General features: G+C 69.7%; 13 protein-coding genes. All 13 read left to right on the forward strand.

The genetic code is table 11. The features are described 5' to 3' along the window. Nucleotides 1-22 precede the first annotated feature (22 nt). The 13 genes from ACLF3G_RS20955 to ACLF3G_RS21015 all read left to right on the forward strand — a co-directional run bounded on the left by ACLF3G_RS20955 (nucleotide 23) and on the right by ACLF3G_RS21015 (nucleotide 15692). Complete coding sequence (locus tag ACLF3G_RS20955) at nucleotides 23-1261, forward strand: ABC transporter substrate-binding protein (RefSeq protein WP_430671353.1); 1239 nt, start codon at nucleotides 23-25, stop codon at nucleotides 1259-1261. Nucleotides 1262-1373: 112 nt separating this feature from the next. Next, complete coding sequence (locus ACLF3G_RS20960; RefSeq protein ID WP_430671354.1) at nucleotides 1374-2252, forward strand: branched-chain amino acid ABC transporter permease; 879 nt, start codon at nucleotides 1374-1376, stop codon at nucleotides 2250-2252. Further along, complete coding sequence (locus tag ACLF3G_RS20965) at nucleotides 2249-3190, forward strand: branched-chain amino acid ABC transporter permease (protein ID WP_430671355.1); 942 nt, start codon at nucleotides 2249-2251, stop codon at nucleotides 3188-3190. The genes ACLF3G_RS20960 and ACLF3G_RS20965 overlap by 4 nt, the downstream gene beginning before the upstream one ends. Continuing rightward, entirely contained in the window at nucleotides 3187-3936 is a 750-nt protein-coding gene (locus ACLF3G_RS20970) for an ABC transporter ATP-binding protein (protein ID WP_430671356.1), read from the forward strand. Before ACLF3G_RS20965 ends, ACLF3G_RS20970 begins: the two co-directional genes overlap by 4 nt. Next, entirely contained in the window at nucleotides 3929-4630 is a 702-nt protein-coding gene (locus ACLF3G_RS20975) for an ABC transporter ATP-binding protein (RefSeq protein WP_430671357.1), read from the forward strand. The genes ACLF3G_RS20970 and ACLF3G_RS20975 overlap by 8 nt, the downstream gene beginning before the upstream one ends. Before the next feature lie 16 nt (nucleotides 4631-4646). Continuing rightward, on the forward strand, nucleotides 4647-6038 hold the full coding sequence (locus ACLF3G_RS20980; RefSeq protein ID WP_430671358.1) for an MmgE/PrpD family protein: 1392 nt from the start codon (nucleotides 4647-4649) through the stop codon (nucleotides 6036-6038). Next, nucleotides 6035-7711, forward strand: a complete 1677-nt coding sequence (locus ACLF3G_RS20985; RefSeq protein ID WP_430671359.1) for a hydantoinase B/oxoprolinase family protein — start codon at nucleotides 6035-6037, stop codon at nucleotides 7709-7711. The genes ACLF3G_RS20980 and ACLF3G_RS20985 overlap by 4 nt, the downstream gene beginning before the upstream one ends. After that, on the forward strand, nucleotides 7708-9774 hold the full coding sequence (locus tag ACLF3G_RS20990; protein ID WP_430671360.1) for a hydantoinase/oxoprolinase family protein: 2067 nt from the start codon (nucleotides 7708-7710) through the stop codon (nucleotides 9772-9774). Before ACLF3G_RS20985 ends, ACLF3G_RS20990 begins: the two co-directional genes overlap by 4 nt. Nucleotides 9775-9778: 4 nt before the next feature. Beyond that, nucleotides 9779-10369, forward strand: a complete 591-nt coding sequence (locus ACLF3G_RS20995) for a cysteine hydrolase family protein (RefSeq protein ID WP_430671361.1) — start codon at nucleotides 9779-9781, stop codon at nucleotides 10367-10369. Beyond that, entirely contained in the window at nucleotides 10366-11754 is a 1389-nt protein-coding gene (locus ACLF3G_RS21000) for an FAD-dependent oxidoreductase (RefSeq protein ID WP_430671362.1), read from the forward strand. Before ACLF3G_RS20995 ends, ACLF3G_RS21000 begins: the two co-directional genes overlap by 4 nt. Nucleotides 11755-11765: 11 nt before the next feature. After that, on the forward strand, nucleotides 11766-14081 hold the full coding sequence (locus ACLF3G_RS21005; RefSeq protein WP_430671363.1) for a xanthine dehydrogenase family protein molybdopterin-binding subunit: 2316 nt from the start codon (nucleotides 11766-11768) through the stop codon (nucleotides 14079-14081). Next, complete coding sequence (locus ACLF3G_RS21010; RefSeq protein ID WP_430671364.1) at nucleotides 14074-14829, forward strand: MBL fold metallo-hydrolase; 756 nt, start codon at nucleotides 14074-14076, stop codon at nucleotides 14827-14829. Before ACLF3G_RS21005 ends, ACLF3G_RS21010 begins: the two co-directional genes overlap by 8 nt. Next, nucleotides 14826-15692, forward strand: a complete 867-nt coding sequence (locus ACLF3G_RS21015; protein WP_430671365.1) for a hypothetical protein — start codon at nucleotides 14826-14828, stop codon at nucleotides 15690-15692. Before ACLF3G_RS21010 ends, ACLF3G_RS21015 begins: the two co-directional genes overlap by 4 nt. The last annotated feature ends 1 nt before the right edge of the window (nucleotide 15693 follow it).

Below are 15693 nucleotides of genomic sequence, written 5' to 3' on the forward strand. Positions count from 1 at the left end.
CGACGAACGGGGAACGAGAACAATGCCGAACGCATTCATAACCTCCGCCACGGCTTCCCGCCGCGCGGTGCTGCTGGGCGCCGCGGGCGCATCCTTGGGCGCGCTGGCCGCGCCCGGAGTGCTGCGGGCGCAGCCGGCCGCCATCAAGCTCGGCATCCTGCAGCCGGTGACCGGCGCGCTGGCGCAGGACGGCGAGTATGGCCGCCTCGGCGCCGAACTGGCGATTGCGGAGATCAACGCGACCGGCGGCATCAAGGCGCTCGGCGGCGCGCAGATCCAGATGGTGTTCGGCGATGCGCGGTCCTCGCCCGAGGGTGGCACCGCCGAGGTGGAGCGCATGAACGGGGAGGGCGTGGTGGCCGTCGTCGGCGGTTTCGCCAGCCCCATCTGCCTGGCGTCGTCCCAGGCGGCGTCGCGCTACGACCTGCCCTATGTGGCGGATGTCGGCGTCTCCGATGCCATCGTGACGCGCGGGCTGCGCAACACCTTCCGCTTCAGCCCGGGCTTCGGCAGCATCACGGCCGCGGCGCTGGACAACCTGGTCACGATCAACGACGCGGCCGGCAAGCCGGCGAAGACCGTGGTCGTGGTGCATGAGGATGGCCTGTTCGGGTCCGGCATGGCGCGGCTGATGGGCGCGGAACTGCCGAAGCGCGGCTTCGAGGTGCTGGAGACGATCAGCCACCCGACGCCGGCGCGCGACATGTCCAACATCGCGCTGCGCATCCGCGCGCTAAACCCGGACCTGATCATCCCATCCGGCTACTATGCGGAGTTCGTGCTGCTGTCGCGTACCCTGCAGCAGCGCCGCATCCGGCCGAAGGGCATCTACTGCGTTCTGAACGGCGCCGCGTCCAACCACCGGTTCGTGCGCGAATTCCCGGAAGCGGCGAACCTGGTCATGGACGTCAACCACTGGGCCGACCCGCGCAAGCCGAAGACGGCGGAACTGCGCCGGCAGGTTGAGGCGCAGGGACGCTTCTGGCTGTACAACACGCCGATGAACTATTCCGCGGTAATGCTGGTGGCCGATGCGCTGGAACGCGCGGGTGCGGCCGACCGCAACAAGGTGATCGAGGCGCTGGCGGCAACAGACGAAAAATTCACGCGCCACATCATGCCCTATGGCCCCACCCGCTTCGTCAACGGCCAGAACCAGGCCGGCCAGGCGGTGAACACGCAGGTGCAGGACAACGACATCAAGGTGATCTTCCCGCGCGACTTCGCGGATGCGCAGGCCGTCTTCCCCTGGCCGGCCTGATATCTTGCCCAACGCTCGGACGCCGGGCGGCGGCCATGCGGCCGCCTTGGCTTCGCCGCATGCGCGGCGGCGGCCATTCGGCCGCCCGGCGCGCCTGAACTAGGCGCGCCGCATGCTGAAATTTCCGCCAGAGATCGTGATGGAGGCCGTGGCGAACGGCCTTCTCACCGGTGCGGTCTACGGGCTGGTCGCGCTGGGCCTGACGCTGGTCTACGGCGTGCTGCACATCATCAACTTCGCACATGGCGCGCTGCTGACGCTGGCCATGTACGCAGCCTGGGTGGCCTGGGCGGCCTTCGGGCTTGACCCCTACGTCGCGATCCTGCCGCTGGTGCCGATCTTCTTCGCACTCGGCTACGCCGTGCAGCGCCTGGTGATCGGCCCGGCGAGCCGCGGCGACGACCAGAACATCCTGCTGGTGACGCTGGGGCTTTCCATCGTGCTGGAGAACGCCATGCTGGCGATCTTCCGGTCCGACACGCTGTCGGTGCAACTGGACTACGCGATGGAGGTGGTGGAACTCGGCCCGATGCTGCTGTCCTTCCCGCGGCTGGTCGGCTTCGGCGTGGCGTTCCTGGTGGCCGGCGTGCTGTTCGTGCTGCTGCGCATGACGGATACCGGGCGGGCGATCCGGGCGGTGGCGAAGGAACGCACCGGGGCGGCGCTGGTCGGCATCGATGTCGGCCATGTCTACGCGGTGACATTCGGTATTGGCACGGCCTGCCTGGCGGTGGCGGCCTGCCTGCTGCTGCCTTCGTTCTACGTGAACCCGCGCGTCGGCAACGCCTTCGTGCTGGTCGCCTTCACCATCGTGGTGCTCGGCGGCATGGGCAGCGTGCCGGGGGCGCTGCTGGGCGGGCTGGTGATCGGCGTGGTGGAGAGCCTGTCCGGGCTGTATCTCGGCGACAGCCTCGGCCAGTTGGGCATCTTCGTCATCTTCATCCTGGTGCTGCTGTTCAAGCCGACCGGCCTGTTCGGGGCGAAGGCGTGAGCCCGCGCGATGTCTGGCCCATCCTGCTGTTCGGCGCCGTTGCGGCGCTGCTGCCCGTGTTCGTCACCGCCGGGACGCTGCTGAACTTTGCGATCTTCACGCTGATCCTGGCGCTGGCGGCGCAGGGATGGAACATCCTGGGCGGGTTCGGCGGGCAGTACTCCTTCGGGCATGCCGCGTTCTTCGGCACGGGCGCCTACCTGACCGCGGTGTTGCAGGTGCGCTATGGGGTGAATGCGTATGTGACCTTCCTCGCCGGCATCGCCGTGGCGGCGCTGGTGGGCTGGGTCATCGGCGCCCTGTCCTTCCGCTCCGGCCTGCGCGGCAGCTATTTCGCGCTTGTCACCCTGGCCTTCGCCGAGGTGTTCCGCGTGTTGGCCAATGCCATGCCGGTCACCGGCGGCGCGGCGGGCATCCTGATCCCGCTGGACCAGCGCGCGGCGAATTTCCAATTCGAATCGCGTGGCTGGTTCTACCTGGCGGTGCTGGCGTTGGTGACCCTCGCGCTGCTGCTGACGCGAGCGCTGGAGAAGTCACGCCTCGGCGCGCAGCTTGTGGCGGTGCGGGAAAATGAGGAGGCGGCGCGGGCCGTCGGCGTAGATGTTCTGCGCGTGAAGCTCTCCGCTATCACGCTGTCCGCCGGCATCACGGGCGCTGCGGGCGGGCTGTATGCGCAGTACTTCCTGTACCTCGACAGCACCATTGCCTACGGCACCTGGATCAGCGTGGAAGCGCTGCTGGCGCCGATCATCGGTGGCGCGGGCACGGTGTTCGGGCCGGTGATCGGCGCGGTCATCCTTCACACGCTGGCGGAGTTCACCCGCACCCTGGTCGGCCGCATCCCCGGCATCGACCTGGTGATCTTCGGCGTGCTCCTGATCCTGGTGGTGCGGTTCCCGCCGCGCCACCTGCTGCGCTTCGTGCGGTGGCGGCGATGAGTGCCTTCCTGGAGGTCCGCAACGTCTCCATGCGCTTCGGCGGCCTGCTGGCGGTGAACGACGCCAGCTTCGCCGTTGCGGAGGGCAGCATCACCGGACTTATCGGGCCGAACGGCGCCGGCAAGACGACACTGTTCGCCATTGCCTCTGGCTTCCAGAAGCCGACCAGCGGCCAGGTGCTGTGGCGGGGTGCCGACATCACCGGCCGCGCGCCGCATCTGCTGGCGGCCGAGGGGCTGTCGCGCACCTTCCAGATTGTGCAGCCCTTCGCCGGGCTCAGCGTGCGGGAAAATATCGCGGTGGGCGCCTTCCTGCGGCACCGCCGGCGTGCCGATGCGATCGCGGCGGCGGAACAGGTGGCGGAGCAGGTCGGGCTGCGTGGCGAACTCGACAAGCCCGCCGCGGCGCTGACCGTGTCTGGCCGCAAGCGCGTGGAGCTCGGCAAGGCGCTGGCGACGCAGCCGAAGCTGCTGCTGCTGGACGAGGTGCTGGCCGGGCTCAACCCCTCCGAGGTGCGTGACATCGTGCCGGTGGTGCGCGCCATCCGCGACAGCGGTGTGACGGTACTGATGATCGAGCATGTCATGCAGGCGGTGATGAACCTGTGCGAATCGGTGCATGTGCTGGCGCAGGGCCGCATCATCGCCGGCGGCACGCCCGCGCAAGTGGTGGCGAACCCGGCGGTGGTGGAGGCCTATCTCGGGCATGGCGCGGCCGCGCGGCTTTCGGGCAACGCGCATGCTTGAGGTTCGGGACCTGGTTGCGGGCTATGGGCTGACGCGGGTGTTGGAAGGCGTCTCGCTGGACGTGACGGGTGGCGAGATCGTCGCCGTGCTCGGCTCGAACGGCGCCGGCAAGACCACCTTGAACATGGCCATCAGCGGCCTGGTGAAGCCGCGGTCCGGCGAGGTGCGCTTCGAGGGCGAGCGGATCACCGGCCTGTCGCCGGCACAGGTGATGGCGCGCGGGCTCATCCAGGTGCCGGAAGGCCGCAAGATCTTCCCCAACCTGGATGTGCGGGAGAACCTCGAACTCGGCTCCTACCGCCGCGCCAAGGTGAACCGGGCGCGGAACCTGGAGAGGGTTTTTTCCGTCTTCCCCCGCCTGCGGGAGCGGGTGGCGCAGGCGGCCGGAACGCTCTCGGGTGGCGAACAGCAGATGCTCGCCATCGGGCGCGGCATGATGGCGGAGCCGAAGCTGCTGATCCTGGACGAGCCCTCGCTCGGCCTCTCACCGCTGCTGGTGGAGGAGATGTTCGGCCTGGTGCGGCGACTGCATGGCGAGGGGCTTGCCATCATGCTGGTGGAACAGAATGTCGCGCAGTCCCTCGACCTGGCGGATCGTGCCTATGTGCTGGAACATGGCGGCTTCGCCCTGTCCGGGCGCGCTGCGGAGGTGCGGGAGAACCCGGAGCTGAAGCGCGCCTATCTCGGTCTCTAGGGAAGGAAACGGAAGCATGGGCATCGTGACGCAGGGGGTCGAACCCGCCTCGGCACTGCTGGCGGCACCGCCGCCGCGCTGGCTCGGCGAATGGGCGCGCTTCGCCGCCGGCACGCGCTTCGCCGACCTGCCGGCGGAGGTGGCGCAGCGGGCGCGGCTGGTGCTGCTGGATTGCATCGGCGCCATCGCGGCCGGGGCGCAGGAGGCGGAGGCGCAGACGCTGGCTGGGCGGATGATTGCGCGGGAGGGCAACGGCGACGCCGCCGTCATTGGCCATGCCTCCGGCGCCCGGCCCGGCACGGCGGCCTTCCTGAACGGCACCGCGGGCACGATGCTGGAACTCGACGAGGGCAACCAGTACGCCCGCGGCCACCCCGCCATCCATGTGGTGCCAGCGCTGCTGGCCGCGCCGCGTGGCGATGGTGCGGCACTGCTGGTGGCACTGGCGCTGGGCTACGAGATGGGGGCGCGCGTCGGCATCGCCAGCAAGCTGAACGTCGCCATGCACCCGCACGGAACCTGGGGCACCCTCGGCGCCGCGGTGGGCATCGCCAAGCTGCACGGCGCGAGCGCGGAGGAGTTCGCCGGCGCCATCAACATGGCGAGCACGCTCGGACTCGCGACCTCCCGCCGCACGATGCTGGAGGGCGGGACGGTGCGGAACACCTATGCCGGCGTCTCCAACATGCTGGGCCTGACGGTGTGGGACCTGGTGCGCGCCGGCTTCATCGGCGAGCGTGACGGCGTCGCCACCATCTTCGGCCAGGTCTCGGCGACCGATTGGCAGCCGGCGGAGATGGTGCGCGACCTGGGATCGAGGTGGGAGATCGCGCGCAACTACTTCAAACGCCACGCCGCCTGCCGCTACACGCATGGCGCGCTGGATGCGCTGTCCGCGATCGTCGCGCGTACCGGGCCGCTGCGGCCGGCCGATGTCGCCTCCATCCGGGTCGAGACCTATGTCTGGGCGGCGCAGCTCGACAGCCCGGCAGCGCCGAACATGCTGGCTGCGAAGTTCAGCATTCCCTTCGCCATGGCGACCTACCTGGCGCATGGTGCAGCAACGGTGCCGGCCTTCCGCGGACCGGCGCGGGAGGATCCGGACATCCTGGCGCTGGCATCGCGCGTGACGGTGGACGAGGATCCGGCGATGACGGCGCAGTTGCCGGGCCTGCGGCCGGCGCGCGTCACGCTGGTGCTGGCGGATGGCACGCGGCACGAGGCGGCAGCCAGCACCAACCGCGGCGACACGGAAGACCCCTACACGGAAATTGAGGTCCGGGAAAAGTTCCAGGAACTCGCCGGACCGGTCTATGGCCGGGACCGTGCCGCGGCGATCGAGGATGCGGTCATGGGCATGGCGCCGCATGACGAGGCCTTCGCATTGGTGGAACTGCTGAAATCATGACGCTGGATGCCGTCACGCTGGCCGTCCTCAAGGGACGGCTGGAACAGATCGCCGATGAGATGGACGCGACGCTGTACCGCAGCGCCTTCAACCCGATCATCGCGGAAGCGCGCGACGCCTGCCACGGCCTATACCACGCGGAGACGGGCGCGACGCTGGTGCAGGGGACCAAGGGTCTGCCGATCTTCGTCGGCGCCATGTCCTTCGCGGTGCAGGCGGTGATCCGTCGCGTGGAGGCGGGTGCCGGGCTGGAGCCAGGCGACACCTTCATCTTCAACGATCCCTATGAGGGCGGCACGCACCTCAACGACTTCCGGCTGGTGCGGCCGGTGTTCCGGGGCGGCGCGTTGTTCTGCTGGCTGGCGAGCGTCGGCCACTGGCTCGACATCGGCGGCAACGTGCCCGGCAACTACAACCCGCGCGCCACGGAAAGCCACCAGGAGGGTGTGCGCTTCCCGCCCGTGAAGCTCATCCGAGCCGGCGTCATGCAGCAGGACATCGTCGATATCCTCGCTGCGAATTCGCGCGTGCCGCAATCCAACTGGGGCGACCTGAACGGGCAGTTGAACGCGCTCGACCTCGGCGACCGGCGCCTGTCCGAACTGCTGGACGAAAGCGGCGAGGATGTTGTTCGGGAGGCCTTCGGCGCGCTTGCCGATCGCGCCGCGGCGCTGATGGCAGCGGAAATCGCGGCACTGCCCGAGGGCGCCTATGCGTTCGAGGACTACCTCGACAATGACGGCGTGGTGGATGAGAAGCTGACCATCGCGCTCGACATGACGCTGCGCGACGGCCGCATGAAGCTGGACTTCTCGCGATCCTCGCCGGCCTGCCTGGGGCCGATCAACATCAGCCATGCGACGACGGTGGCCGCCTGCTACGTGGCCCTGAAGCACGCCTTCCCGGATGTGCCGGCCAATGCCGGCGTGCTGCGGCCGATCGACTTCGTCATCCCGGACACCTCGCTGCTCGGCGTGGGACCGCCGCGACCGGTGGCGGGGTACACCGAGACGATCCTTCGCCTGATCGGCGTGATCTTCGGCGCGCTGGGCAAGGCGGTGCCGGAGCGGGCGACGGCGGCTCCGTTCGGGACCATTAACGCCTTGTCGCTATCCGGACAGCGTACGGACGGCACGCGCTGGGTCATGTTCTCCTTCTTCGGGGGTGGACTCGGCGGCAATCCGGAAAGCGACGGACTGCACCACGCCAACAATCCCATTTCGACCGCAACGATCCCGCCGGCGGAAATCCTGGAGGCCGCCTATCCCGTGATGTTCACGCAATGGGCGCTGCGTCCGGACAGTGGCGGCGTTGGCCTGCACCGCGGCGGCGTCGGTGCCGTGTACGAGATCGAGGCGCTGTCGCCCGCGCTGACGGAGGTGGCGCTGCTCGGCGAACGCGGCCGCTTCGCGCCGTTCGGCGTGGCGGGCGGTGGGGAGGGTGCCTTGAACCGCTTCGCCTGGCAGGATGTGGGCGGCTGGCAGTCGCCGCCGATGGCCAGCAAGATCGTCGGCGTGAAGCTGAACCGCGGGCAGCGGCTGCGGCTGGAAAGCCCCGGCGGTGGCGGCTGGGGTGACCCGATGCAACGGCCGCGGGAGGCGGTGGCGCGCGACGTACGGCTCGGCTTCGTCAGCGCGGCCGCTGCGAAGCGCGATTATGGATACGAGGCATGAGCGGCGATTCCCTGGTCGGGCCGGTTGTCGGCGTCGATGTCGGCGGCACCTTCACCGACCTGTTCCTGTTCGACCCCACGCTCGGCACCTTCCGCGTCGCCAAGGTGCCGTCCAACCGTGGCGACGAGGCGGTGGGCTTCATGGCCGGGCTGCACTCGCTGGGTGGCCCTGCCGGGTTCGAGGCGATCGTCCACGGTACCACGGTCGGCACCAATGCGCTGCTGGAACGCAAGGGCGCCAAGCTCGGCGTGATCACCACGGCCGGCTTTCGCGACGTGCTGGAGATGCGCCGGCGTGACCGGCGCCATACCTGGGGCCTGTGGGGCGAGTTTCTGCCGGTGACGGACCGCGACATGCGGATCGAGGTGCCGGAACGCGTGCTCGCCGATGGCACCATCCATACCCAGGTGCAGGCGGCCGATGTGCAGCGCGCGGCGCGGGAGTTGCTGGCGCGCGGCGCGGAAGCCTGCGCCATCGTCTTCATCAACGCCTACGCCAATCCGCGCAACGAAAGCGCCGCGGCGATGACGGTGCGGGCGATGTGGCCCAACCCGCATGTCTCCGTCTCCTCCGAGATCCTTCCGGAAATCCGCGAGTTCGAGCGTGCCTCCACCACGGCGTTGAACGCCTACCTGCAACCTGTGGTCGCCAATTACCTCGGCAAGCTGGAACGGGCGCTGGGCGAGGATGGCTTTGCCGGCCGCTTCCACATCGTGCAGTCGAATGGCGGCATCATGTCGACTGCGACCGCACGCGGCGTACCGGTACGGACGGCGCTGTCCGGGCCGGCGGCGGGTGTCATCGCGGCGGCGGCCATTGCCAAGGCGGCCGGGTTCGAGAACGCGATCACCTGCGACCTCGGCGGCACCTCCTTCGACGTGTCGCTGGTCAGCCGTGGGCGCATGGAACTGGCGGCGCAGGCCACCATCGATTTCGGCCTGGTGATCCGCAGCCCGATGATCGAGATCACCACGATCGGCGCCGGCGGTGGCTCCATCGCGCATGTCGATCGTGGTGGGCTGTTGCAGGTCGGGCCGGAAAGCGCGGGCAGCCGGCCGGGCCCAGTCTGCTACGGCCAGGGCAACACGCGTCCGACGCTGACGGATGCGAATGTGGTGCTTGGCCGCATCAACGCGGAACGTCCCATCGGCGGCGCGCTGGCGCGGCTGGATGTGGAGGGGGCGAAGGCGGCGATCGCGGAGCATATCGGACAGCCACTTGGCCTCGGTGCAATGGAAGCGGCCGAAGCCATCGTCCGCGTCGCGAATGCGAAGATGGCGGGCGCGATCCGGCTGGTGTCCATCGAGCGTGGCCACGACCCGCAGAAATTCGTGGCCCTGCCTTTCGGCGGCGGCGGCGCGCTGCATGTCGGCGCGCTGATCAAGGAGGTCGGCCTGCGGGCGGCGCTGGTGCCACGCTTCCCCGGCGTGACCTCCGCGCTCGGCTGCGTCATCGCCGATGTTCGGCACGACCAGGTGCGGACGCTGAACCTGTCGCTGGACGGCATCGACGCTGCCGCGCTGGACGCGCGCATGGTGGCGGAGGCAGCCTCCGCACAGGCGGTGGTGGACCAGGCCGGTCTGCCGGTCTCGCAGACACTGATCCGGTTCGAGCTGGACATGCACTACGCCGGCCAGACGCACACCGTGGCGGTGCCAGTGCCCGTGCATGTGCGGGACGGCACCACCGGCGTCTCGGAAGCCATCATCCGCACGGCCTTCGAAGCGGCCTACCGCACCGCCTTCAGCCGGCTGCTGCCCGGCCTGCCGATCCGCATCGTCTCGCTGCGCACCGCGGCCATCGGCGTGCGGCCGGATTTCGACCTGCGCGCGCTGGCACCGCCGGCGGATGCGACGGTGGAGGGGGCCGCGCGCGGGGCCCGGCAGGTCTGGTTCGATGGCGGCTGGCACGCCGCCAATGTCTGGTCGCGGCTGGACCTGCCGGTGGGCGCGCGGGTGCATGGGCCCGCCATTCTGGAACAGCCGGACGCGACGGTCGTGGTGGACCCGGACCTGGTGGCGCGGGTCGACGAGTTCGGCAACCTGATCATCGAGCGGGAGTAGGGCGATGCTGTCGGATACCGCGCTGCTGCTGTGCGACCTGCAGAACGATTTCCTCCATCCGGACGGCGCCTATGGTCGCGCCGGGCAGGGGGCGGCGGCAATCGCGGCAATCCCGGCGCGGCTCAAGCCGCTGGCTGACGCGGTGCGGGCGAGAGGCGGCTGGATCGCGTCGACGCATTTCACCCTGTTCACCGGCAAGGGTGGCGAACCGTTCATCGACCCGCATCTGCGCCACCTGCGGCCTTTCCTGAAGAAGGGCGACTTCGTTCAGGGCGGCTGGGGCCATGCGGTGGTCGATGAGCTGGCGCCCTCGGACCTGCCCGTGGAGAAGGTGGGCTATGACGCGTTCTACCAGACCCGGCTGGAATGGATCCTCCGCAAGGCGGGCATCCGCAAGCTGCTCGTCGCGGGCATCGTGACCAATGGCGGCGTGGCGTCCACGGTGCGCGGCGCGCATGTGCGGGAGTTCGAGGTGACCGTGCTGCGCGACGCCTGCGCGGCCTTCTCCATCGAGGTGCATGAGACCGCGATCGCGGCGCTGGCGCCGGTGGCGCGGATCAGCACGGTGGCGGACGAACTGGCGCGCCTGGGATGAGCGTCAGCCGCGAAGTCGATCCGCGCTTCGACGCCGAGGTGCCGGTCGCCATCATCGGCGCCGGCGCCGCCGGACTGGTCGCGGCGGTGGCCTGTCGTGGCGCGGGGGTGGAGCCGCTGGTGATCGAGCGGGATGCGGTGCCGCGCGGCAGCACCTCGCTTTCGGCCGGGTTGATCCCGGCGGCGGGCACCCGGTTCCAGGCGGCGTATGGCATCGCGGATGATGCCGAGGCCTTCGCCGCGGATATCCAGCGCAAGGCGCACGGGCAGGCTGACGCCGGGCTGGTACGGCTGGTGGCGGCAGCCGCCGGGCCGACGCTGGAATGGCTGGCAGGCGCGCATGGTCTGGATTTCAGCGTCGTGCATGATTTCGACTACCCCGGCCACAGCCGCCGCCGCATGCACGGCCTGCCGAGCCGCAGCGGCGCGGAGCTGGTCGACCGCCTGCGTGCCGCGGCCGAGGCCGCCGAGATCCCGCTGCTGACCGAAGCCCGCGCCACGACGCTGGTGCTGGACCAGCACGGCGCGCTGCGCGGCCTGGTGGTGCGGCGGCCGGATGGCAGCGCGGAGCGCATCGGCGCCGGGGCGGTGGTGCTGGCCTGCTGCGGCTATGCCGGCAACAAGGCGCTCGTGCGGCGCTACATCCCGGACCTCGCCGATGCCGTGTATTTCGGCCATGCGGGCAACGAGGGCGAGGCGGTGGGCTGGGCGGAGGCGCTGGGGCTGGAGCTGCGCGACATGACAGGGCACCAGGGCCATGGCTCCGTCGCGCACCCGCAGGGCATCCTGGTGTCCTGGGCCGTCATCATGGAGGGCGGCTTCCAGGTGAACGCGCAGGGTGCGCGCTTCTGGAACGAGGCCAGCGGCTATTCGGAGGCCGGCGTCGCGGTGTTGCGCCAGCCCGGCGGCATAGCCTGGGACATCTTCGATGAACGCATCGCCGGCGTGGCGCGGCAATTCGCGGACTACCGTGAGGCGGAGGCGCAGGGCGCGGTGCTGACGGCTGACAGCGTCGAAGATCTCGCCCGGCTCACGAAGCTGCCGCTTGCCGACACGGTCGCGCAGGTGGATGCGCTGAAGGCGGCCGGCGCCACCGACGGCTTCGGGCGCGTTTGGGCCGGTGTTGCGCAACTGGCGCCGCCCTACCGCGCGGTGCGCGTCACCGGCGCGCTGTTCCACAGCCAGGGCGGGCTTGCGGTGGACGACCATGCACGGGTCCGGCTTGCGGCGGGCGGCATCGTCCCGAATCTCTTCGCGGCGGGTGGCGCGGCCTGCGGCGTATCGGGGCCGGAGGCTTCGGGCTATCTCTCGGGGAATGGGTTGCTCAGCGCGGTGACGCTCGGCCGCATTGCGGGCGAGGCGGCTGCGGCTCTGATGAACGGGTAGGGAACGACAAGATGGACCAGTTCGGCATCGGCCAGCCCGTGCGGCGCAAGGAGGATGTGCGCCTGCTGACGGGCGGCGGCACCTACACCGACGACATCGACCTGCCCGGCCAGACGCATCTCGCCATCCTGCGCTCCCCGCACGCGCATGCCCGCATCCTGTCGATCGATGTCGAGGCCGCCCGCGCCGCGCCCGGCGTGCTGCTGGTGCTGACCGGGCATGATGCGGCGGCGGATGGCCTCGGGCTGTTCCCGGTGATGGTGGAGGTGCCACCGATGGCGGGAACGGCGCCGCTGTTCGCCCCGCCGCGCAGCATACTGCAGACGGAGGCCGTGCGCTTCGTCGGTGATCCTGTCGTCGCCATCATCGCGGAGACGCGGACCCAGGCGATGGATGCGGCGGAACTCGTCGCCGTGGATTACGAGATGCTGCCAGCGGTGACCGAAACCGCACGCGCGCTGGACGCGGATGCGCCGGTGATCTGGCCGGAGCGCGGCAGCAATCTCTGCGTCACCTGGTCCAACGGGCGCGAGACCGAGACGGATGCCGCCTTCGCCAAGGCCGACAGGATCGCCAAGGTCGAGCTGGTGCAGAACCGCCTCGTCGGCAACCCGATGGAACCGCGCGTCGCCGTCGGCGCCTGGAACGCGGAGCGCGATCGCTACGAGCTGCACAGCCCGAGCCAGGGCGTGATCCGCGTGCGGGAATCACTGGCGAAGTTCATCTTCAAGGTGCCGATGGACAAGCTGCGCGTCGTCTCTCCCGACGTCGGCGGCGGCTTCGGCCTGCGCGGCAAGAACTTCCCGGAATCCGCCATGGTGCTGTGGGCGGCCAAGAAGCTGGGGCGGCCGGTGAAGTGGCGGGCGGACCGGACGGAGACATTCCTGTCCGACCCGCATGGCCGCGATCATGTGACGCAAGCCGAGATGGCCTTTGACGCGCAGGGCAAGGCGCTCGGCATGCGGACGAAGACCATGGCGGCGATGGGCGCGTACCTGTTCGACTTCGGCCCGCGCATCCCGACCGTGGCCGGCGCGCGGATCGCCGGCACCGTCTATGACCTGCAGGCGGTGAACCTGCAGGTGCAGTGCGTCTTCACCAACACCCATTCGACCGATGCCTATCGCGGCGCAGGTCGCCCGGAAATCGCCTACACCGTCGAACGCCTGCTGGATGTCGGCGCCGGTCTGTTCGGCATCGGCAAGGACGAGATCCGCAGGCGCAACTACATCCGGCCCGACCAGATGCCGTATGTGAACTGCGTCGGCAACGAACTCGACAGTGGCGACTTCGCCGGCACACAGGCAATGGCGCTGGACCTGGCGGATTGGAACGGCTTCGACGCACGTCGCGCGGCTTCCGAGGCGCGCGGGCGCAAGCGGGGGCGCGGCATCGGCTATTTCATCGAGGCCTCCGGCGGCCAACCGCAGGAATGGGCGCGGCTGAACATCGCCCCAGATGGCAAGGCCCGCCTGCATGTCGGCACCTTCAGCCACGGCCAGGGGCATGAGACCGCCTTCGCGCAGATCGTCCATGCCCGCCTCGGAATCCCGTTCGAGGATATCGAGCTGGTGCAGGGCGACACCGATACGGTTGAGCAGGGCTTCGGCACGGGCGGGTCCAGGTCGTCCCAGATGGGCGGCGTCGCCAGCTCCCGCGCCTCGGAAGCGGTACTGGCCAAGGCGAAGCGCGTCGCTGCGCATCTGCTGGAAGCCGGCGTCGCGGATATCGAGTTCCACGCCGGCCGGTTCTCCGTTGCCGGCACCGATCTCGGCGTGACCTGGCAGCAGGTGGCGGCGGCGGCCTCCGATCCTGCGAAGCTGCCCGCCGGCGAGGAAGCTGGCCTCGATGAGCGCGTGCTCTACAAGCGCAGCACCGAATGCAACTTCCCCAATGGCTGCCACGTCGCCGAAGTCGAGATCGATCCGGAGACCGGGTTGCTGACGGTGGACCGCTACGCCGCGGTGGACGATGTCGGCAACGTCATCAACCCAATGCTGGTGCACGGCCAGTCGCATGGCGGCATCGCCCAGGGCCTCGGCCAGGCGGTGCTGGAACATGCGCTGTACGACCGCGACTCCGGCCAGTTCCTGACAGCAACCTTCCAGGACTACGCGATGCCGCGCGCGGCGGATCTGCCGGACCTCGCCATCGGCTTCAACATCGTCCCCACGCCGATCAACGAACTCGGTGTGAAGGGCGCGGGGGAGGGTGGAGCCTGCGGTGCGCCGCCGGCCATCGTCTCGGCGGCTTGCGATGCGCTGGGCGTTGCGCATATCGACATGCCGCTGACGCCGGAGCGGGTGTGGAGGGTGCTGTATGGATAAGGCAACGGGGACGCTGCCGCGGCTGATCGCGCCGGGCTGCCTGTGGACCGGTGGCTGCATGGCGGCCAGCGTCAGCGGCATGCTGGCGCACTATTCCTGCTTCCTGCTGATGGGGTCGCAGCGCAGCATCCTGATCGACACCGGCCACCCGGCGCATGCCGAACAGGTGGAGCGTGATGTGGTCGCGGCGCTGGCCGGTCGGCCGCTCGACTACATCTTCCCGACCCATGCGGAGTTGCCCCATTCCGGGCTGCTGGAGCGCTGGCTGTCCCGCTGGCCGGAGGCTGTGGCGGTGGGTGATCTGCGCGACTGGCCGCTGTACCTGCCGCACCTGACCGACCGGATGCGGCATGTCGAAGGCGGCGAGACGCTGGACCTCGGCGACCGCCACTTCCTGTTCGTGCCGCCGGTGTGGCGCGACCTGCCGGATACGCTGTGGGGGTTCGACCCGGTGACGCGGATCCTGTTCCTGTCCGACGCCTGCGCCTGTTTCCATCCGCACACGCCGGGGCAGAGCGACCATTTCAGCAGCGAGGTCGCGGCGCCCGAGGTGGCACTGATGCAGGATTTCAACAGCAAGGCTCTGCACTGGCCGCGCTTCACCGACAATGCCGAGGGCAATGCCGCAATGGACGCCCTGCTGGCACGGCTGGACCCCGCGATGCTGGCCAGCGCGCATGGCGCCGTCGTGGACAACTGGCGGGACATGCTGCCGCTGTTCAAGGCCGGCATGGCGCGCGCGGCGTGAGCCTGCATGCGATCATTCCCGGCACGCTGCATGGCGCGTCGGGCTGGCTCCGGGGCGGCGCGCAGCCTGTCAGCTGGCTGCCGCCCGACCTGCGCGGCTGGCTGCCGGTCACGGCTTATGCGCTGACGGATGGCACCGAGTGGATGGCGGTTGATACCGGGTTGCCGGTGCATTGGCCGGTGTTGCGGCCGGCCCTGGAAGCGACACTCGGCGACACGACCCGGCGACGCATGGTGAACACGCGGCGCGAACAGGACTGCATGGCGAACCTGCACGCCATGACGCAGGCGCTGGGCATCACGGAGGTGCCCTATGTCGGCGTGCTCAACCCGCTGGAGCTGATGGATTGGGTCGAGGCGACGGAGGCGCATGCGCGGATCGAGGCGATGGCCCCGGTGCGCGCCGTGCGGATCGAGGTCGGGCAGGTGCTGGAGGTCGGGCGCCTGCGGCTGGAGCCGTTGCGCGTGCAGTTGCGCCTGCTGGCGACAAACTGGTTCTACGAGCACACCACGCGCAGCCTGTTCACCTCGGAGAGCTTCGGCTTCCTGACCCGGGACGATCCCGGGCAGCCCCTGGTGCGCGACCCCGGCGAGAAGCCCTTTGAGATCGGCGCGATCGCCGGGATGCTGTCGGCCAAGTTCGATTGGCTGGTCGGCATCGACCCCGCGCCGATCCTGGCCGACCTCGACGCGATCTTTGCCGCGCGCGCGGTGGACCGCATCTGCCCCTGCCATGGCTGCGTCATCGAAGGAACAGCGGCGGTCGCGGGAGCCGTGGCCGCGACCCGATCCGCGATCCGGCTGCTGGCCGGACGCGCGAAGCCGGCCTGGTCCTGGCCTGTAACCCGACAAGGAGTGTCCTGAG

Source organism: Falsiroseomonas sp. HC035, from assembly GCF_050563525.1.
Lineage (GTDB): Bacteria > Pseudomonadota > Alphaproteobacteria > Acetobacterales > Acetobacteraceae > Falsiroseomonas.

Coding starts and splice junctions, on each gene's coding strand:
- ACLF3G_RS20975 (WP_430671357.1), top strand. CDS start 3,929: ATGCTTGAGGTTCGGGACCTGGTTGCGGGCTATGGGCTGACGCGGGTG.
- ACLF3G_RS20985 (WP_430671359.1), top strand. CDS start 6,035: ATGACGCTGGATGCCGTCACGCTGGCCGTCCTCAAGGGACGGCTGGAA.
- ACLF3G_RS20960 (WP_430671354.1), top strand. CDS start 1,374: ATGCTGAAATTTCCGCCAGAGATCGTGATGGAGGCCGTGGCGAACGGC.
- ACLF3G_RS20970 (WP_430671356.1), top strand. CDS start 3,187: ATGAGTGCCTTCCTGGAGGTCCGCAACGTCTCCATGCGCTTCGGCGGC.
- ACLF3G_RS20980 (WP_430671358.1), top strand. CDS start 4,647: ATGGGCATCGTGACGCAGGGGGTCGAACCCGCCTCGGCACTGCTGGCG.
- ACLF3G_RS21000 (WP_430671362.1), top strand. CDS start 10,366: ATGAGCGTCAGCCGCGAAGTCGATCCGCGCTTCGACGCCGAGGTGCCG.
- ACLF3G_RS21005 (WP_430671363.1), top strand. CDS start 11,766: ATGGACCAGTTCGGCATCGGCCAGCCCGTGCGGCGCAAGGAGGATGTG.
- ACLF3G_RS21010 (WP_430671364.1), top strand. CDS start 14,074: ATGGATAAGGCAACGGGGACGCTGCCGCGGCTGATCGCGCCGGGCTGC.
- ACLF3G_RS20990 (WP_430671360.1), top strand. CDS start 7,708: ATGAGCGGCGATTCCCTGGTCGGGCCGGTTGTCGGCGTCGATGTCGGC.
- ACLF3G_RS20995 (WP_430671361.1), top strand. CDS start 9,779: ATGCTGTCGGATACCGCGCTGCTGCTGTGCGACCTGCAGAACGATTTC.
- ACLF3G_RS20955 (WP_430671353.1), top strand. CDS start 23: ATGCCGAACGCATTCATAACCTCCGCCACGGCTTCCCGCCGCGCGGTG.